Origin of the sequence: Bacillus sp. FSL P2-0069 (assembly GCF_038593315.1) — a bacterium.
Taxonomy (GTDB): domain Bacteria; phylum Bacillota; class Bacilli; order Bacillales; family Bacillaceae; genus Bacillus; species Bacillus safensis.
Map to the genome: position 1 here is coordinate 1097789 of NZ_CP151984.1, position 19814 is coordinate 1117602.

Here is a 19814-nt window from a genome sequence, read left to right on the forward strand (position 1 = left end):
AGAGTGGGGTGCACAAATTAATGGATAAGAAACGAGTAGTTGTTACAGGATTAGGTGCTTTGACACCTCTTGGCAACGATGTAGAGTCAACATGGAAAAATGCTTTAGCGGGTGTATCAGGGGTTGGACCGATTACACGTGTCGATTCAAGTGAATATACCGCAAAAGTAGCGGCAGAACTAAAAGATTTTAACATTGAAGATTACATGGAGAAAAAAGAAGCGCGGAAAATGGCACGCTTCACACAATATGCAGTCGTTGCAGCTCAAAAAGCGCTGGAAGATTCACGTCTTGAAATCACAGATGAAATCGCACCGCGTGTTGGTGTATGGGTTGGGTCTGGTATTGGCGGGCTTGAAACATTTGAAGAGCAGTTCGAAGTGTATTCAAATAAAGGGGCAAGACGCGTCAGTCCATTCTTCGTCCCAATGATGATTCCTGATATGGCGACAGGCCAAATCTCTATTGCACTTGGCGCAAAAGGGGTTAACTCTTGTACGGTGACAGCATGTGCAACAGGAACAAACTCGATTGGTGATGCATTTAAAGTTATTCAGCGCGGAGATGCAGATGCAATGATCACAGGCGGAACAGAAGCGCCATTAACAAAAATGTCGTTTGCAGGTTTCTGTGCGAACAAAGCCCTTTCGACAAATCCTGATCCAAAGACAGCAAGCCGTCCGTTCGACAAAAACCGTGACGGATTTGTCATGGGTGAGGGTGCAGGGATTATTGTTCTTGAAGAGCTTGAGCATGCCTTAAAACGTGGTGCGACCATTTATGCAGAAATCGTTGGTTATGGTTCAACTGGAGATGCCTACCATATTACAGCACCAGCTCCAAATGGAGAAGGCGGCGTCCGTGCAATGAAAGAAGCGATTCGAGATGCAGGGTTGTCTGTGGAAGATATTGATTATATCAATGCCCACGGTACAAGCACACCTTACAATGATAAATTTGAAACAATGGCGATTAAAGAAGTGTTCGGAGAGCATGCGAACCAGCTTGCGATCAGTTCGACAAAATCAATGACAGGTCACTTACTTGGCGCAGCAGGCGGAGTAGAAGCCATTTTCTCTGTTCTTGCGATTAAAGACAGCGTCCTTCCTCCAACCATTAACCTTGAAACACCGGATGAAGAATGTGATCTTGATTATGTAGCAAATGAAGCACGTTCAAAAGAAGTACAAGTGGCTTTAAGTAACTCACTTGGTTTTGGCGGGCATAATGCGACAATTATTTTCAAAAAATACGAAGCGTAATACTTTCTGAGAAAGCGGCGGTCGATAAACAGATCGCCGCTTTTTTGCATATGATGAAAATGGAGGTGTTCAGCGGTATGGGTCTGATCAATACACAATATCTCATTCATCAATCATCATCATTTCAGGAGCTTGCAGCGCGCTTTGTTCCTTATTTTAAAGGGGCTGAGGAAAAAGAATGGTCGTCTATCCTCGCTCACCTGCAGCATCACGGGATGGTTCGGTCTTGGAGCTCGTGCAAAAACATGATCGACAAGCTCAAGGAAAAAGGGTATTTCAAGCTTGTCATGAAAGAATATCAAACGCTTCAAAAGCAGTGGGAAGGTCCAGACATTCCTGTGTTTATTTTACCTGTCAACGAGAGCAGCAGAGAAATCAGAGAGCAATTTTATTATCAATCCGGCATGGCATTTGATGACAAGGTCTTTCTTTTTTTGTCTCCAAATACCCCGAAGGAGCGAATCGGTACATTGCTGACTCACGAATATCACCATGTATGCAGGCTGCATTTTCTCTCAAAAGAAGAAAAAGACTTTACATTCCTCGATACAATCATGATGGAGGGGCTCGCTGAATATGCTGTGTATCATAGATATGGAGAAAACTATACAGCGAAATGGACCACCTTCTATAGCGAAGAACAGCTTCAGCGTATGTACAAGAAATGGGTATCCAGTCATCTTGATCAAAGAGTCCAGGACGACGAAAGGCTGATACAGAATCTTCTTTATGGAAAAGGGAACTACCCTAAAATGCTTGGTTACGCTACCGGGTTTTATATTGTGAAAAAATATTTCAATGAGCACCGAATCAGCGAGGAGTCGATGATTGCAGAGCCAGCAGAAACCTTTTTAAAGGCGATAGAATCAAAAAGTGAATAATTCACATAAAAAGAGACATATTACAAATTTACTAAATACTTCTTGATTTCGTCATAGCGATGTAATAATATACAAATAATTCTTTTTATTTTAAAAAGACGGAATATTCAGGTTCAATTCTATTGATCTATGGAGAAAGGGGCGAATGAATGAGCACGCTGCTTGAAGTGCAAAACTTAAAGACATATTTTTTTCGAAAAAAGGAACCGATACCTGCTGTGGATGGCGTTGATTTCAGCATCAACAGAGGAGAAACTGTCGCATTAGTCGGTGAGTCTGGTTCTGGCAAAAGTATTACGTCCTTATCCATTATGGGTCTGATTCATGGAACGGGTGGGAAAATTATGGACGGTTCCATCAAACTTGATGGAAAGGACCTTGTTACATATAGTGAAAAGGAATTATGCAGCATCCGCGGTAATGATGTATCTATGATCTTTCAGGAACCCATGACCTCACTTAATCCCGTCTTAACCATCGGAGAACAAATAACAGAAATCCTCATCTATCACAAAAAACTTTCAAAAAAAGAAGCGGTCAAAAAAGCGGTTGATCTGCTGAAGCTTGTTGGTTTTTCCCGCCCGGAGCAAATCATGAAAGATTATCCGCATCGTTTATCAGGCGGCATGCGGCAAAGAGTGATGATTGCCATAGCGTTAAGCTGTGATCCGAAGCTTCTCATTGCAGATGAACCGACAACTGCCCTGGATGTGACCATTCAAGCACAGGTACTCACATTAATGAAAGATTTATGCTCTACCTTTGGTACATCTATTCTTCTTATCACACATGATTTAGGTGTCGTGTCTGAAGTAGCAGATCGAGTGATTGTCATGTACTGCGGACAGGTTGTTGAAAATGGGACTGTTGAAGAGTTGTTTGAACAGCCGCTTCATCCTTACACAGAAGGGTTGCTTGAATCGATTCCTGTCATTGACGGAGACATACAGCCGTTAACAGCCATCAAAGGGAATGTTCCTGCGCCAGATCAGCTTCCAGCCGGCTGCCGCTTTGCTCCTAGATGTCCGCAAGTGAAGGAACGCTGCCTGGGAGAACTGCCTAAGCTGAGAACATTTGAAAATGGCAGAAGCGTCAGATGTTTCTTATATGAGGAGGCAGACAACACATGACACTTGCTCAAAATCAAACACAAATAACAGACTTACCAGAGAAAGAAACGATCCTTGAACTGAAACAGATTCGAAAACATTTTCCGATTAAAGCGGGCGTCTTTCAAAAGAAAGTCGGTGCAGTGAAAGCTGTTGACGGCATAGACTTGAAGATTTATAAAGGTGAAACGTTAGGTATTGTCGGGGAGTCAGGATGCGGGAAATCCACACTAGGCCGGACAATGATTCGCCTATACGAACCAACTGACGGTCAAATCTTTTTTAAAGGGCAAGACATCACGCGCGTATCAGAATCAAAGCTAAGACAATCTACACGAAAAAACATCCAAATGGTTTTTCAAGATCCCTTTGCATCACTCAACCCTAGAAAAACACTTCGAAGCATCATCAAAGAACCCTACAAAACACATCACTTATATTCCTTAAAAGAAAGAAATGAAAAAGTAGAACAGCTTTTATCAAAGGTAGGTCTTCATCCAAGCTTTGCGAATCGCTATCCCCATGAATTTTCAGGCGGGCAGAGGCAGCGGATCGGCATCGCTCGTGCGCTTGCCATGAATCCCGACATGATCATCGCAGATGAGCCTGTATCAGCACTTGATGTATCCATTCAGGCGCAGGTTATTAATCTGATGGAGGAGCTTCAGGAGGAATTTGACCTTACCTATCTATTTATCTCTCACGATTTAAGTGTGGTCAGGCATATTAGCGATAGAGTCGGCGTCATGTATCTCGGCAAAATGATGGAGCTTGCCGATAAGCATAGTCTGTACGATGACCCGCTCCATCCGTATACACAGGCTCTGCTTTCTTCCGTTCCTGTCACCCGTAAAAAAGGGCAGACGAAAAGAGAACGCATTATGCTCCAAGGCGATCTGCCGAGTCCTGCAAATCCGCCAAAAGGCTGCGTATTTCACACAAGATGCCCGCACGCGAAAGAAATCTGTAAAGAAAAAGTACCAGCATTTCAGGAATTAAAAACGAACCACTTTGTTGCCTGCCACCTCTACAACGCTTGATCAAGCTTGTATGATCTCATCTTTGAGAGGGGGGATGAAACAGGATTCGGTCATTATTTTTAAAAAAGAATAGGGGGAATTGTCTATGAAAGGTAGAAATAGAAAGTTCATTTTGGTCAGTTTACTGCTGATTTTTACATTAATCCTTGCTGCTTGTTCTGGTGGAAATAAAACGTCTGGAGAAAGTGGAAAGAAATCCACAGGTAAACCGGTACAAGGCGGCGATCTTGTCATCGGTTCAATTGCAGAGCCAACATTATTTAACTCGCTGTATTCTACAGATGTGGCAAGCTCTGATATTGAGGAAAGAATCTACAGCTTCTTACTTCAAACAGACGGAAAGCTCAACCCTCAGCTATCGCTGGCAGAGGATATTAAAGAATCTGATGACGGCAAGCAGTTTGATGTCACCATTAAAAAAGGTGTGAAGTTTCATGATGGTGAAGAACTGACTGCTGACGATGTTGTGTTTACATACAGCATTCCAATCAATAAGGACTACAACGGGGAGCGCGGATCAGGCTTTGAAGTTTTAGAGTCTGTTAAAAAGACAGGGGACTACTCGATCGAATTCAAGCTCAATAAAAAAGATCCGTATTTTTATAATGTCACACTAGGAAGCTACGGTATTTTACCTAAGCATATTTTAGGTGATGTGCCTATAAAAGATCTCGGTGAAAACGAATTTAACCGAAAAAAACCAATCGGTTCTGGTCCATTTAAATTTGCAGAATGGAAAGAAGGAGACTACGTCAAACTAGAAGCCTTTGACGATTATTGGGATGGACGTCCTTACCTTGATACTGTCACAATTAAAACCATTCCTGATCAGAATGCAGCGATTGCCCAGCTGTCAGCAGGAGATATTGATTTCTTTGCTGTACCAGGCTCCGAGCTGCAAACAGCTGAAAAAGTGAGCAACATTAAAATTGAATCTGATCTAGGACTCAATTATTCATACATTGGCTGGAACCAGAAAAATGAACTCTTTAAAAGTAAAAAGGTCCGCCAAGCGCTGACACATGCTATTGATCGTCAAACGATTGTTGACCAAGTGCTAGATGGAGACGGCAAAGTAGCCAATATTCCAGAAAGTCCGCTGTCCTGGAACTATCCAAAGGATGAAAGTGTGCCAGTGTTTGAATTTGATCAAGAAAAAGCGAAAAAGATGCTGAAAGAAGAGGGCTGGGAGGATACAGATGGAGACGGCTATCTTGATAAGGATGGCAAGAAATTCTCCTTTGTCATAAAGACCAACCAAGGAAATAAAGTTCGTGAAGATATCGCTGTCGTTGTCCAGCAGCAGCTCAAAGAAATCGGTGTGGAAGCGAAGCCGCAAATTGTGGAATTCAGTGCACTCATTGAGCAGACGACACCGCCTAAGTGGGATTATGATGCGCTGCTGCTCGGCTGGAGCCTTGCGACATTCCCTGATCAATTCAGCATATTCCACTCAAGCCAGTCTGAAAAAGGCTTAAATAACATCTGGTATAAAAATAAAGAGGTCGATAAGCTGTTAGTCGATGCTAAAAACTTAAGCGATCGAAAAGATTATTCAAAGGCATATGAAAAAATTTATAAACTGATCGCAGAGGATCAGCCGTATACGTTCCTTTACTATGCCAATTCACATCGCGCTATGCCATCTAATCTCCAAGGCTACTCTTACCACCCGAAAGATGAGTATTACAAAATCGAAAAATGGTGGCTTGAACAGTAGACTGATAGTGAAGAAGGGGGGGGATTCTCCCCTTTCACCGTGAGAACAATCCCTTGCATTCGGTGCCAGTTCTCTGCACGGGTGCTAAAAGGATCACTTCGGCACAGGATTCAAGGGTTTTCAGATCACGCTGAAAAGAAGACAAAAGGCTAAAATAACATCATTTTGGCCTTTTTTTCACAGAATGGCGATCCGATGAAAAAGGAGTTGTGCATATGGTTACATATATCATTAGAAGGACATTGCTCTCCATTCCCATTTTATTAGGGATTACCATCTTGTCCTTTGCCATTATGAAAGCAGCACCAGGCGATCCGATGTCACTCATGATGGATCCTACTATTAGTGCGGCAGACCGCGAAGCCTTTATTGATAAGTACGGCTTGAACGATCCTGAATATGTGCAATATATGAAATGGCTTGGCAATATGCTACAAGGTGACTTTGGCACATCCATTGTCAAAAAGGGAACACCCGTGGCTGATTTGATTTTTGCCCGGCTGCCAAATACCCTCATCCTCATGATCTTTTCTACAATAGTTGCCCTGCTGATCGCCATCCCATTTGGTGTTCTTTCAGCAAAACGTCCATATACAAAGCTTGACTATGGCATTACGGTTACATCTTTTATCGGACTGGCTATTCCAAACTTTTGGTTTGGTCTTATCCTCATTATGGTTTTATCCGTGAACTTAGGGTGGTTTCCAACTGGCGGAGTCTCTACCTTGAATGCCGATTTTAATGTGTTTGACCGGCTCCATCACATCATTTTACCAGCCTTTGTTTTAGCAACTGCTGATATGGCAGGGCTGACCCGGTACACAAGGTCGAGCATGCTTGATGTCATGAGGCAGGATTACATTCGCACAGCAAGAGCGAAAGGCTTTAGAGAAAACAAAGTCATTTTTAAGCATGGTTTAAGAAACGGTCTTATGCCTGTCATAACGATTTTCGGATTAATGATACCATCTTTTATTGGCGGCGCAGTCGTGGTGGAACAAATCTTCACCTGGCCTGGACTTGGAAAGCTGTTCATTGATTCTGCCTTTTCGAGAGATTATCCGGTCATTATGGCAATGACCGTTATTTCCGCAGTGCTTGTGGTGGTTGGAAATTTAATAGCGGATATTTTATATGCGATCGTTGATCCGCGTATTGAATATTAGAAGGGAGCTGAAGCACAATTGGCACAGCCTAATATGGGAACACCTCCTGTTGATATCAAATTAAAGGAGGGCCTTCCGCCAAAGCCAGAGACGATGCTGCGTTTGTTTTGCGAGAAATTTTTCAAAAATAAATTGGCGGTTGCCGGCTCTGTGATCTTATTGATCATTATCTTTTCAGCCATTTTCGCTCCAGTGATCGCTCCATATACACCAGAACAGCAAGATTTATTGAAGCGGCTCCAGCCGCCAAGTGCCGAGCATTTTATGGGCACTGACAAGTTTGGCCGCGATATTTTCTCAAGGGTGCTATATGGCGCGCGGGTCTCTTTATTGGTCGGTTTTGTCTCAGTGCTCGGTGCAATCACCATTGGTACTGTCGTTGGTGCGGTTGCGGGGTATTTCAAAGGGTTTGTTGATTCTTTGTTAATGAGGTTTGTAGATGTCGTGTTGTCGATTCCAGACATTTTTCTATTGATTACGCTCGTCACCATTTTCAAACCGGGCATTGATAAATTGATTTTAATCTTTGCTTTGACAGGCTGGACAACAACGGCCAGACTCATCCGCAGTGAATTCTTATCACTTCGAACAAGAGAATTCGTCCTCGCGGCGAGAACCATTGGAACGAAAAATCATGTCATCATCTTTTCGCATATTTTACCGAACTGTATCGGTCCTATTATTGTGTCAGCTACATTAAAAGTAGGCTCCGTCATTTTAGCTGAATCAACGCTCAGCTACCTTGGCTTTGGTATTCAGCCGCCAACGGCAAGCTGGGGCAACATGCTGCAAGACGCACAAAATTTCTCCATTATGGTGCAAGCTTGGTGGTACCCGCTTTTCCCAGGTTTATTCATTTTGCTGACTGTTTTATGCTTTAATTTTTTAGGAGATGGGCTGAGAGATGCGCTTGATCCTAAAAAGCTGAAGTAAAGTTTAAAAGGGCTCTGCGTTTCCTGAACGAAAGAAAGACATGAAGCTCATCATTCTCAGCTTGAAGTTTTGATAAAGTTGGAATAATTTCTCTATCCCTTGCCCATACTGTGGACAACAGTTTTTATAAAGTGAGGGATTGGTTATGTTATTTCTTCATGACGTATGGGTGAATTGGTTTGAAGGGGAAGAGAATGGCTACAATGTGTGTCATTTTCATGAGTGGCGTAAGGAGGACAGTGTTGAACTGTTAGATCAAGTGCCTTTACTTAAGGTGCAGAGCCCTTTGTTTGATTACATAGAGAATGATCTTTCAGAGCTGCCGAAGACGCTGCTAGAGTCTGTATTTGAGAAATCATATATTCGAAAAAATCATGAACGCCGTAAATTAGAGTATTGCTTTGTAGTCACCGACGGAATTCGAATCATTGCTGTAGATACGATAGGGTATTCCATACCTGTGAGAAAAAGCCGCTTGATTCCAAGGCAGGAGCAATTGGTGTATGAAATGGTGAAAGATGTGAAGGCAGAGGAATATGAATTTTCTAAGGACAGCCTTGAATCGACGAAAGAATATCACATTCTATCACTGCCGCCGCAGCATATCAGCGGATTAACGAGAAAAGAAAGACAGCTGAAACAGCTGATGTTTATGGCGCTCGATCAATTAAAAGGGCTCAAAAACAGGGCGGAGATTGCGTATTGGTATACGGAATGGAACCCGCGCATGTACAACCAAATCAAACGAATGTCTTTCGAAGAGATTTGGAACATGCTTTACAATGAAACGATTGATGGGTGGTCAGAGAATCATTTAGCCTTCTGTGAAAAAATGATTAAAGGGCAGCCTTTTTTCGAAAAGCTTTGGGAAATGGAAAACGAATCAAAAGTAAATTAGAAAAAGCTTGCAGCGGCAGTGCTGCAAGCTTTTTTTATTTGCGTTTTCTGCCAAGACCCATCGCATTCTCCATTTTTTTCAGCATTTTGTTTGCTGCGCGGTTTGCTTTTTCAGCACCTTCGTCTAGAATGCGGTCAAGCTCGTCTGATTCAATGAGTTCGTAGTATCGATCTTGAATTGGTTTTAAAGCCTCAATGACAACGTTCGCAAGATCTCCTTTAAACTCACCATATCCTTTGCCTTCGTACTTTTGCTCCAGCTCAGCAATCGATATGTTGCCTAATACAGAATAAATCGTCAGCAAGTTGGCAATACCAGGCTTGTTCTCTTTGTCATACCTCACGATGCCTTCTGAATCCGTCACAGCACTTTTAATTTTCTTTTCAAGCTGCTTTGGTTCATCTAATAAGGTAATGAAAGATTTTTGGTTCGGATCGGATTTGCTCATTTTTTTCGTTGGATCTGTTAAAGACATAATCCGTGCGCCTTCTTTTGGAATTTTCACTTCAGGCACAGTGAAGATGTCATTGTACTTTCGGTTAAAGCGTTCAGCGAGCGTTCTAGTCAATTCAAGATGCTGCTTTTGGTCTTCTCCAACAGGGACTAAATCAGTACCATATAATAAGATATCGCCAGCCATTAATGGGGGATACGTTAATAGGCCTGAAACAACTGCTTCTTTACCAGCGGATTTGTCCTTAAATTGGGTCATTCTTTCTAATTCCCCAATATAAGCAACACATTGAAGCATCCATCCTGCCTGGGCGTGAGCAGGTACCTCTGATTGGATAAACAATGTCGCTTTCTCTGGATCAAGACCAACAGCTAAATAAAGAGCTGCTAAGCTTCTAATATTTTGGCGGAGAGCTAATCGGTCCTGACTCACTGTAATCGCATGTTGATCCACGACACAAAAATAGCCATTATAGTCATGCTGCAAATCAACAAATTGCTTCATTGCTCCAATATAGTTCCCTAACGTGACAGAACCGCTCGGCTGAATGCCTGAAAAAATTGTCTTCTTTGTCATACTAAAACCTCTTTTCTTCAATATAAAAAGGCCCACCCATCACTTTTCAACAGAAAAGGGACGAATGAACCGTGGTACCACCCTTGTTATTTCACATAGAAATCACTCAAGACGTTGATAACGGAGACTGCTCCGTCTAAGCCTACTCACTTTTTTAGAAGTGTTCGGTTAGCTGCTCCAAAGCCCATTCCATACATGCCATTATCTGCTCACACCGGCCGCAGATTCTCTGTAAATGGTGAATATATGTACTCTTCTTTTTCATCGCAACAATATGTCTATCTATTATAAAGGATGACCATGAAAAAGTCACGAAGCCCTTATGTGACCTTCTCATCATGCCTATTGACACTTAAAATTTTAGATAAAATAACAAATATCTGTCAGAATTTTTTAAAAAAGGATGATTAATTATATGTATAAAACATTATTCCTGCTGAATTTGTTAAATTATTTTAATCAATTTACGCTTTAATTTGTTGAAGTGATTGAGACTTTAGTTTATAAAAATCCCTCTTTATCCCCATTTACGTTTTTAAAAAATATATGAAATTGATATTGCAATAAATTATTCTATTCATTATAATGAATTTGTTCACACGTTTGTGCTAGGCTCTTTACATAGTGAAAATTCAGAAAAAACAAAAGAAATAGAAAGTAAGCTATTCAGGGACTTTTTTACGCTATTTCTTAAATCTGAATCTCATCTTCTATCGAGACCTTTGAACTAAAAACATATTATAAGGGGGAATACAGTTGAAAAAGCGTTGGTCTGTTGTTACTTTAATGCTTATTTTCACACTTGTATTAAGCGCTTGTGGTTTCAGCGGAAACAAATCAGGCGACAGCACGAGCAGTTCTGGAGAGGCTAAAACAACATTAAATGTGAATATCTCCACTGAGCCTTTTTCTCTACATCCGGGATTGGCAAATGATTCAACTTCAGGTAGTGTCATCCGTCAGACTTTTGAAGGGTTAACAAGAATTAACGCTGAAGGAAAGCCAGAAAATGCAATGGCTTCTGATATCAAAACAAGTGCTGATGGTAAAACTTATACATTCACACTTCGTGATGCAAAATGGTCTAATGGTGACCCTGTAAAAGCAGAAGATTTTGAATATGCTTGGAAATGGGCATTAGATCCTAAAAATGAATCTCAATATGCTTACCAGCTTTACTATATTAAAGGTGCTGAAGCAGCAAACAAAGGGAAAGCGAAAGTTGCTGATGTTGGCATTAAAGCTAAAGACGACAAAACGCTTGTAGTTGAGCTAGAAAACCCAACACCGTTTTTTACTGAACTAACTGCATTCTATACTTATATGCCAGTCAACAAAAAAGTGGCTGAAAAGAATAAAAACTGGTACACAAATGCTGGTGAAAACTACGTATCTAACGGACCATTCGTTCTTTCTAAATGGAAACATGGCGGTTCTATCACGCTTGAAAAGAACAATGAATACTGGGATAAAGATACTGTGAAATTGAAAAAAATCAACATGTCTATGATCAAAGATACAAACACTGAGCTTAGCATGTTCAAAAAAGGCGAGCTTGACTGGGCTGGTTCTCCAACTGGAAGCCTTCCAACTGAGTCTTTAAAAACATTGAAAAAAGAAGGCGGTCTGAAAATCCAGACGATCGCTGGTATCTATAACTACAAATTCAACACAGAAGTAAAACCTTTAAACAATGCAAACATCCGTAAGGCCCTTGCATACTCAATCAACCGTCAAGCGATCGTTGACAAAATTACGCAAGGTGAACAAGTTCCAGCAATGGCAATCGTTCCACCAACAATGGAAGGATTCACAGATAACAAAACTGGCTACTTCAAAGATCACGATGTAGATACAGCTAAAAAGCTTCTTGAAAAAGGTGCGAAAGAATTAGGTTATAAGTCTGTTTCTGATCTTCCAACATTGAAACTTTCTTACAACACAGATGAAGGCCACCAAAAGATTGCACAAGCAATTCAAGAAATGTGGAAAAAAGATTTAGGTGTGAAAGTTGAACTTGATAACTCTGAGTGGAACGTATACATCGACAAAATCCACAGCGGAGATTACCAAATCGGACGTATGGGCTGGTTAGGTGACTTCAACGATCCAGTGAACTTCCTTGAGCTTTACAAAGATAAAGACGGCGGAAACAACGACACTGGATGGGAAAGCAAAGAGTACAAACAATTGTTGAATGATTCTGCAAAAGAAACAGATAAAACGAAGCGTGAAGAAATGCTGAAAAAAGCAGAAGAAATCATCATCAACGATATGCCTATAGCACCAATTTACTTCTACACTCAGCTTTGGGTACAAGATCCAAAACTTAAAGGTGTAGTTGTATCTGGACTAGGTGATGTTCAGTACAAATGGGCACATTTCGAAAAGTAAGAGTCATAGTGTAAGAGATCTACGGCAAGGATCTTAAGGTATATGGAGGATGTCTCTCCATATACCTTTCTTGCTGATTAGAGAAATTGTTGTAAAATCATGGAGGTGCAATTCCGTTGCTTAAATATATCGGTAAGCGATTAATATATATTTTAATCACACTGTTTGTTATTGTAACTGCAACTTTCTTTCTCATGCAGGCAGCACCTGGTGGTCCATTCTCTGGTGAGAAGAAACTTCCTGCTGAAATTGAAGCAAACCTAAACGAGCACTACGGATTGGACAAGCCCTTATTTGTTCAATATGTAAACTACCTAGGTTCAGTTGCAACATTAGATTTTGGTCCCTCATTTAAATATAAAGGACAAACCGTAAATGACTTAATCAGTTCTGGATTCCCCGTTTCCTTTACCCTCGGAATTGAGGCAATTCTCCTCGCATTAGCATTTGGTGTATTGTTTGGGGTCCTTGCAGCGCTCTATCATAACAAGTGGCAAGACTATACGATTGCCATTTTAACGATCTTTGGAATTTCAGTTCCAAGTTTCATTTTAGCGGCGCTACTACAATATGTATTTGCATCTGAGGCAAGTATTATAGCGATCTTCCCAGTTGCAGGATGGGAGTCTTGGGCAAGCACCGTACTACCTTCTATTGCACTTTCCTTCATGCCAATGGCATTTATCGCTAGACTTGCACGGTCAAGTATGCTTGAAGTACTAAATAGTGACTACATTAGAACGGCTAGAGCGAAAGGATTAACAAAATCTGCTGTGACGATCAAACACGCCATCCGAAACGCATTGTTACCTGTTATCACATACATGGGACCAATGGCTGCTTCAGTTTTAACAGGTAGTTTTGTCGTTGAGAAGATTTTTGGTATTCCTGGCTTAGGCTCTCACTTTGTCACAAGCATTACAAACCGTGATTACACCGTCATCATGGGTGTCACAGTCTTCTACAGTATTATTCTATTAATCAGTATTCTAGTCGTTGACGTCCTCTACGGTATTATCGATCCTAGAATTAAACTGACGAAGGCGAAGAAAGGGGTCTAACACATGGAAGAGATGAGAAAAGATTTATTTGTGCCTGCGACAGCTGACGCAGCAGAATCTGAAAAAATTTCTAAACCTAGTCTATCTTTATGGAAGGATGCCATGCTTCGCTTCCGTGCCAATAAACTTGCAATGGTTGGACTTACAATCATTTTTATTATCGTGATGCTGGCCATCTTTGTTCCGATGTTTTCTAAATACGATTACTCTACGACTGATTTGCTGAATGCTGACCAGCCGCCTTCAAAAGAACACTGGTTTGGTACAGATGATTTAGGACGTGACATGTTTGTCCGTACATGGGTCGGGGCAAGAATTTCGATCTTTATCGGGCTTGCTGCAGCGGTGCTTGACGTGATTATCGGTATTATCTGGGGAAGTATTGCTGCATTCAAAGGCGGCCGTACAGATGAAGTGATGATGCGTATCGCAGACGTTTTATGGGCAATTCCAACACTATTAATGGTTATCTTAATGATGGTTGTTCTGCCAAAAGGATTATTAACGATTATCCTCGCTATGACAGTCGTAGGCTGGATTAACATGGCACGTATTGTTCGGGGACAGGTTTTACAATTAAAGAGTCAAGAATACGTTCTTGCAGCACAAACATTAGGTGCGAAAACATCTAGACTTTTATTTAAACACTTAATTCCAAACTCAATGGGACCAATCCTTGTGACGATGACATTAACGATTCCTTCTGCTATCTTCACAGAGGCATTCCTAAGCTACCTAGGGCTTGGTGTACCGGCTCCGTTAGCGAGCTGGGGAACAATGGCGTCTGACGGAATTCCAGCCATGACGTATTACCCTTGGAGATTATGGTTCCCAGCCGCATTTATCTGTATTACAATGTTTGGTTTTAACGTGGTTGGAGACGGACTAAGAGACGCTTTAGATCCGAAGTTGCGTAAATAAGGAGTGATTAGGATGGAACGTGAACGTATTCTAGAGGTGAAAGACCTTGCAATCTCATTTAAAACATATGGTGGAGAGGTTCAAGCCATTCGTGGTGTGAACTTCCACTTAAATAAAGGCGAGACACTTGCTATTGTAGGTGAATCTGGCTCTGGTAAAAGTGTGACATCACAAGCGATCATGAGATTAATTCCGATGCCGCCAGGTTATTTCAAGCGCGGACAGATCCTGTTTGATGGCCAAGATATTGTCAAGAAAACTGAAAAACAAATGCAAACCATTCGAGGAAAAGATATCTCAATGATCTTCCAAGATCCGATGACGTCTTTGAATCCAACGATGAAAGTCGGGAAACAAATTACAGAAGTACTGTTCAAGCATGAGCAAATTTCAAAAGAAGCGGCTGAAAAAAGAGCCATTGAACTATTGGAGCTCGTTGGAATTCCAATGCCCGAAAAAAGAATTAAACAATATCCGCACGAATTTAGTGGCGGGATGAGACAAAGGGTTGTCATCGCCATGGCGCTTGCTGCAGATCCAAAGCTGCTGATTGCCGATGAGCCGACGACTGCACTTGATGTAACAATTCAGGCACAAATTTTAGAATTAATGAAAGAAATTCAGCAAAAGGTTGACACTTCGATTATCTTTATTACGCATGATCTAGGTGTTGTTGCCAACGTCGCTGATCGTGTAGCTGTTATGTATGCAGGACAGATTGTGGAGACAGGGACTGTCGATGAAATTTTCTACAATCCAAAGCATCCGTATACATGGGGACTTTTAGCATCCATGCCGAGTCTTGACACAGATGGCGGAGATGAAGGAAAGCTGACTGCCATTCCAGGAACACCGCCAGATCTGACAAACCCGCCGAAAGGAGATGCATTTGCACTCCGCAGCGATTATGCAATGAAAATTGACTTTGAACAAGAACCGCCAATGTTCAAAGTATCAGATACGCATTATGTGAAATCATGGCTACTTCATCCGAATGCACCTAAAGTTGAACCGCCTGCTTCTGTAAAGGCGAGAATGCGTGAACTAGAAGGTAGCTACGAAAAACCTGTATTAGTAAAAGAGGGTGAATAGCATGGCAGAAAAACTGTTAGAAATCAAAAATTTGAAGCAGCATTTCCATACAGCAAGAGGAACTGTGAAAGCAGTTGATGGGGTTTCATTTGATATTTACAAAGGTGAAACGCTTGGTCTTGTAGGTGAGTCTGGTTGTGGTAAATCCACTACGGGCCGTTCGATCATTAGACTTTATGATGCGACAGATGGTGAAGTTCTTTATAAGGGAGAAAATGTACACGGGAAGAAATCAAGACAAAAAATGCTTGAGTTCAACCGTCAAATGCAGATGATCTTCCAAGATCCATATGCTTCACTCAACCCTAGAATGACAGTGCTTGATATCATTGCAGAGGGCATCGACATTCATGGTCTTGCAAAAACAAAACAGGCGCGTAAAGAGCGTGTGTACCAATTACTTGAAACTGTTGGCTTGAACAAAGAGCACGCGAACAGATACCCGCATGAATTCTCAGGCGGTCAAAGACAGCGTATCGGAATTGCACGTGCATTAGCAGTAGAGCCGGATTTCATCATCGCCGATGAACCAATCTCTGCATTAGACGTGTCGATCCAAGCGCAGGTCGTCAATTTATTGAAAGAGCTTCAAGAGGAAAAAGGTTTAACGTACTTATTCATTGCTCATGACTTGTCCATGGTAAAATACATCAGCGATCGTATCGGTGTGATGTATTTTGGAAAATTGGTTGAGCTGGCACCAGCGAATGAATTATACGAAAACCCGCTTCATCCATATACAAAATCATTGCTGTCTGCGATTCCGCTTCCAGATCCTGATTATGAGCGTAACCGCAAACGAATCAAGTATGATCCATCTGTTCACAAAGGAACAAACACCGAGTTCCGTGAAGTGAAGCCAGGTCACTTTGTGAGCTGCACAGAGGAAGAATTCAAAGAGCTACAGGCGAAACAATCATAAGAAGGAAGAAGCACTGCTAAGTCAGTGCTTCTTTTTTTATTTTACAAAAAAAGAAGATGATGGTAACTTTTAGTTAAGTACAAGCAGATACCGGAGGAAATCAAATGTTAAATTGGAAAACCTTTCGTTATTCATTGCTTCATGTTCTCATTGTATTCATGCTTTTTTCAACGTCTTTTTTCAGGAAACCAAACGGAGGAAAGTGGATGCTCGCGTTTATGGTACTCATTGGGATTGTGTCTTTTTCAATGGAATATATGCTTAACCGAAAGACAAGCGGTCAGAAGCATGAAGCATGGCGCGTAAAATATCTTTATTTCATTATGCTTCAAATTGCGATGACAATTATCCTGTTTGTCTGTATTCAATTCGTCATGAATCGTTCGTTATAAAACTTTTTTTGCGTTAATTGAAAAAAAGTGAAACTACTTAAGACTTTGCTGCGTCTTACTAGTACAGGCGTTTAAATAGCAGGAAATCGGGAATATCTAAGGAAGTGGTTCTTAACTATAGCATAAGGAGCAGATCCATGAATTGGTATGAAAAGCTCAGTGAATACTTCCCGATAGAAGAAATGAAGTCAAAAGAGCATATGGAAGCTTTATTAAAGGAAAGAAGTGATATTTATCATAAGGAGGAAGGACCTCATCATGTGATGATGTACGCCGAATTTGATTCTTTCATCTTTATTGATTATTTATTTGTTTCCAAAGATGCAAGAGGTGAAGGCCTCGGGTCAAAGCTTATTCATAAGCTGAAGGAAAAAAAGAAACCGATCTTGCTTGAGGTTGAGCCTGTAGATGAAGATGATGCAGATACTGCAAAACGCCTAAAGTTTTACCAAAGAGAGCACTTCAAGCATGCAGAATCAATCGGTTATAAACGCAGGTCACTTGCAACAAATGAAGTGAACCGCATGGAAATTCTTTATTGGTCGCCTCTTACAAATCATGAGGAAGAGATCATGGAAGCCATGAGGAAGACCTATGAACGAATCCATACGTATAAAGATGAAGAATGGTATGGACAATCGTATGAGGATGTTGATGATGTATTGAAGATCATTGAAAATAGAAAGCAAAAAAATATTTTCGATCATCTCGACTAAATGAGAATGTTCTGACATCCAGCAGCACCACAAAATGAATGAAATTGTCTAGTTTTTGTCACAAAAATTGCAAGAAAATCTGTTCACACTTACTTTTTTATAGTATAATCACTATAAAGATTACTTATTTAGAACAATTTTAATTTAAGAATACAGATCAATATTCATTCTACAAATTGAGGAGTGAAGATTTATGGTAACATTATACACATCACCAAGCTGTACATCATGTAGAAAAGCAAGAGCGTGGTTAGAAGAGCACAATATCCCATATCAAGAGAGAAACATTTTTTCTGAGCCTCTTTCAATCGATGAAATCAAAGAAATTCTTCGAATGACAGAAGACGGTACAGACGAAATTATCTCAACACGTTCAAAAGTATTCCAAAAACTAAATGTCAATGTTGAGACAATGCCGCTTCAACAATTGTATAAACTAATCAATGAGCATCCAGGTCTTTTGCGTCGTCCAATTATCTTGGATGAAAAAAGATTACAAGTTGGGTACAATGAAGATGAAATTAGACGTTTCTTACCAAGAACGGTTCGTACATTCCAATTAAGAGAAGCTCAGCGACTTGCTAACTAATAAAAACATAAAAAGCTGCCGATCATTTGGCAGCTTTTTTTATTTATTTTCAGCCGTTTGTTCGTAAAAGAGGCTCGCTAATATGACCACTATGACGGTTAAAAACGGAAGCATCAATTCAAGCGTGGCATGCTGTGCCATAAATTCAGCCAATTTCACATCACGCACAATCATTTCACCCCCTGTAAAGGCCAAGAGAGCACTTCCTCCGTATAAAAGAAACGGAAATTTAGTTAAAGCTGCATGAATCAGCTTGCTTCCCCAAATAATAATCGGTACAGAAATCATGAGGCCAAAAGCGGTCAGAAGCATGTTGCCTTTTGCTGCACCTGCAACTGCGATGACATTATCAAGTGACATAAAGAGGTCAGCAATCACAATGGTTTGAACCGCACGCCAAAGGGAGCCGCTGCTCTTAATCCGAATGGATTCCTTCTTTTGTTCAATTAACAGATTGTATCCTATATAAAGGAGAAAAAGACCGCCAATAAACTGCAAATAAGGGATAGTCAATAAATAAACGGCGGCACCAGTCATTGTAATTCTCATCAGCACGGCCAAAAGTGTGCCGATCCAAATGGCTTTATTGCGTTTGTCATGTGATAAACTGCGACTCGCCATCGCAATAATGAGCGCATTATCTCCGCCTAAAATTAGGTCTATGCCAATAATCATCAGTAAGGATACGATCCACTCTGTTTCCATCTATTTCACCTCATGTCCCAAATAGAGCTCGTACAACCAATATATGAGGACAATTCAAATATATGTTTCTGCAAGTTTTCTCTGCAAAAAATGCGTTTTTATTTCTTTTATTCATGTTTTATCATAAAATAGACAGTACGAAGCAATACCTCAATTCTTTAAACGGTTAACATGTAGACGGAACGGGTAAAGTGTAGTAAAGTACTATTAATTGGGAGCTTGTATGTCCCTTCAACATCTTATATAGAAGGGAAGGTTGGCAAAATGGAAATCGAAAGAATAAATGAACATACAGTCAAATTTTATATTTCCTACGGTGATATTGAAGATCGCGGATTTGACCGTGAAGAGATCTGGTACAATCGTGAGCGCAGTGAAGAGCTGTTTTGGGAAGTAATGGACGAAGTGCACGAAGAAGAAGAATTTGCAGTAGAGGGACCGCTTTGGATTCAAGTACAGGCACTTGACAAAGGTCTTGAAATTGTCGTGACAAAAGCCCAACTTTCTAAAGATGGACAAAAGCTCGAATTGCCGATTCCAGAAGATAAAAAAGATCAAACAGATGAAGAAAGCTTAGACGCACTGCTTGATGATTTTCATAAAGAAGAGCAAGATCAAGAAGACCATAATGAGAAGGACAAAAAACTTCAACTTCAATTCGTATTGAAAATGGATGACTTTGAAGATTTGATTGCACTTTCTCAATTAAATATGCAGGATTTTACCACAAGTTTATATTCGTTTGAAAACCGTTATTATCTATATGTTGACTTCCACGAGGATTTGTCAGATGAGCAAGTGGAGAATAAGCTCAGCATTTTGCTTGAATATGCTCACGAATCAGTGGTCAGCATCTACAGACTGAAAGAATACGGTCAGCTGATTATCGAAGGGAATGCCCTTGAAACGATTCAACAGCACTTCTCGTAACTAACAAAAAGTCGATTTCTATAGAGGAATCGGCTTTTTTATCTGAATGAATA

The 19814-nt window shown here is 40.8% G+C and carries 19 protein-coding genes and 1 other annotated feature; of the genes, 17 read left to right on the forward strand and 2 right to left on the reverse strand.

Annotation, left to right across the window (positions count from 1 at the left end):
• The first annotated feature begins 20 nt into the window (after positions 1-20).
• The 8 genes from fabF (at position 21) to NSQ34_RS05525 (ending at position 9009) form a co-directional block, all read left to right on the forward strand.
• Positions 21-1262 (forward strand): beta-ketoacyl-ACP synthase II, encoded by a 1242-nt coding sequence (fabF, locus tag NSQ34_RS05490; protein WP_034282078.1) that lies wholly within the window; start codon positions 21-23, stop codon positions 1260-1262.
• A 77-nt stretch (positions 1263-1339) separates the two neighbouring features.
• The gene (locus NSQ34_RS05495) at positions 1340-2143 is read left to right on the forward strand and encodes a DUF2268 domain-containing protein (protein ID WP_176967524.1); all 804 of its coding nucleotides are present in this window, start codon (positions 1340-1342) and stop codon (positions 2141-2143) included.
• Positions 2144-2292: 149 nt separating this feature from the next.
• Entirely contained in the window at positions 2293-3273 is a 981-nt protein-coding gene (locus NSQ34_RS05500; RefSeq protein ID WP_076840858.1) for an ABC transporter ATP-binding protein, read from the forward strand.
• Positions 3270-4292, forward strand: coding sequence for a dipeptide ABC transporter ATP-binding protein (locus NSQ34_RS05505; protein WP_075622802.1), 1023 nt, complete (start codon positions 3270-3272; stop codon positions 4290-4292). The genes NSQ34_RS05500 and NSQ34_RS05505 overlap by 4 nt, the downstream gene beginning before the upstream one ends.
• A gap of 85 nt (positions 4293-4377) precedes the next feature.
• Entirely contained in the window at positions 4378-6012 is a 1635-nt protein-coding gene (locus NSQ34_RS05510) for a peptide-binding protein (protein WP_176967523.1), read from the forward strand.
• Positions 6013-6227: 215 nt separating this feature from the next.
• The gene (locus NSQ34_RS05515) at positions 6228-7178 is read left to right on the forward strand and encodes an ABC transporter permease (protein ID WP_111927225.1); all 951 of its coding nucleotides are present in this window, start codon (positions 6228-6230) and stop codon (positions 7176-7178) included.
• Positions 7179-7211: 33 nt separating this feature from the next.
• Positions 7212-8111 (forward strand): oligopeptide ABC transporter permease, encoded by a 900-nt coding sequence (gene opp4C / locus NSQ34_RS05520; protein WP_111927227.1) that lies wholly within the window; start codon positions 7212-7214, stop codon positions 8109-8111.
• 145 nt (positions 8112-8256) lie between these two features.
• Positions 8257-9009, forward strand: a complete 753-nt coding sequence (locus tag NSQ34_RS05525; RefSeq protein WP_024426484.1) for a YjbA family protein — start codon at positions 8257-8259, stop codon at positions 9007-9009.
• Positions 9010-9043: 34 nt separating this feature from the next.
• On the opposite strand, the gene trpS is transcribed toward NSQ34_RS05525, so the two are convergent.
• On the reverse strand, positions 9044-10039 hold the full coding sequence (trpS, locus tag NSQ34_RS05530; RefSeq protein ID WP_065214229.1) for a tryptophan--tRNA ligase: 996 nt from the start codon (positions 10037-10039) through the stop codon (positions 9044-9046).
• A 53-nt stretch (positions 10040-10092) separates the two neighbouring features.
• Positions 10093-10313: a binding site (T-box leader), on the reverse strand.
• A 482-nt stretch (positions 10314-10795) separates the two neighbouring features.
• Here trpS and NSQ34_RS05535 point away from each other — a divergent pair.
• The 8 genes from NSQ34_RS05535 to spxA all read left to right on the forward strand — a co-directional run bounded on the left by NSQ34_RS05535 (position 10796) and on the right by spxA (position 18126).
• Positions 10796-12433 (forward strand): peptide ABC transporter substrate-binding protein, encoded by a 1638-nt coding sequence (locus NSQ34_RS05535; protein ID WP_034282068.1) that lies wholly within the window; start codon positions 10796-10798, stop codon positions 12431-12433.
• A 116-nt stretch (positions 12434-12549) separates the two neighbouring features.
• On the forward strand, positions 12550-13494 hold the full coding sequence (locus tag NSQ34_RS05540) for an ABC transporter permease (RefSeq protein ID WP_024425044.1): 945 nt from the start codon (positions 12550-12552) through the stop codon (positions 13492-13494).
• A 3-nt stretch (positions 13495-13497) separates the two neighbouring features.
• Positions 13498-14415, forward strand: coding sequence for an ABC transporter permease (locus NSQ34_RS05545; protein ID WP_024425043.1), 918 nt, complete (start codon positions 13498-13500; stop codon positions 14413-14415).
• A gap of 3 nt (positions 14416-14418) precedes the next feature.
• The gene (locus NSQ34_RS05550) at positions 14419-15507 is read left to right on the forward strand and encodes an ABC transporter ATP-binding protein (protein ID WP_087975602.1); all 1089 of its coding nucleotides are present in this window, start codon (positions 14419-14421) and stop codon (positions 15505-15507) included.
• Position 15508: 1 nt separating this feature from the next.
• On the forward strand, positions 15509-16429 hold the full coding sequence (locus NSQ34_RS05555) for an ATP-binding cassette domain-containing protein (protein WP_024425041.1): 921 nt from the start codon (positions 15509-15511) through the stop codon (positions 16427-16429).
• A gap of 104 nt (positions 16430-16533) precedes the next feature.
• Positions 16534-16821 (forward strand): hypothetical protein, encoded by a 288-nt coding sequence (locus NSQ34_RS05560; RefSeq protein WP_176967521.1) that lies wholly within the window; start codon positions 16534-16536, stop codon positions 16819-16821.
• A 137-nt stretch (positions 16822-16958) separates the two neighbouring features.
• Positions 16959-17537, forward strand: a complete 579-nt coding sequence (locus NSQ34_RS05565) for a GNAT family N-acetyltransferase (RefSeq protein WP_024425040.1) — start codon at positions 16959-16961, stop codon at positions 17535-17537.
• A 193-nt stretch (positions 17538-17730) separates the two neighbouring features.
• Entirely contained in the window at positions 17731-18126 is a 396-nt protein-coding gene (gene spxA, locus NSQ34_RS05570; protein ID WP_003211421.1) for a transcriptional regulator SpxA, read from the forward strand.
• A gap of 39 nt (positions 18127-18165) precedes the next feature.
• On the opposite strand, the gene NSQ34_RS05575 is transcribed toward spxA, so the two are convergent.
• Positions 18166-18831, reverse strand: a complete 666-nt coding sequence (locus NSQ34_RS05575; protein WP_034282060.1) for a TerC family protein — start codon at positions 18829-18831, stop codon at positions 18166-18168.
• A gap of 264 nt (positions 18832-19095) precedes the next feature.
• Here NSQ34_RS05575 and mecA point away from each other — a divergent pair, with 264 nt between their 5' ends.
• Positions 19096-19761 (forward strand): adaptor protein MecA, encoded by a 666-nt coding sequence (gene mecA, locus NSQ34_RS05580; RefSeq protein WP_024425038.1) that lies wholly within the window; start codon positions 19096-19098, stop codon positions 19759-19761.
• Positions 19762-19814 lie beyond the last annotated feature (53 nt).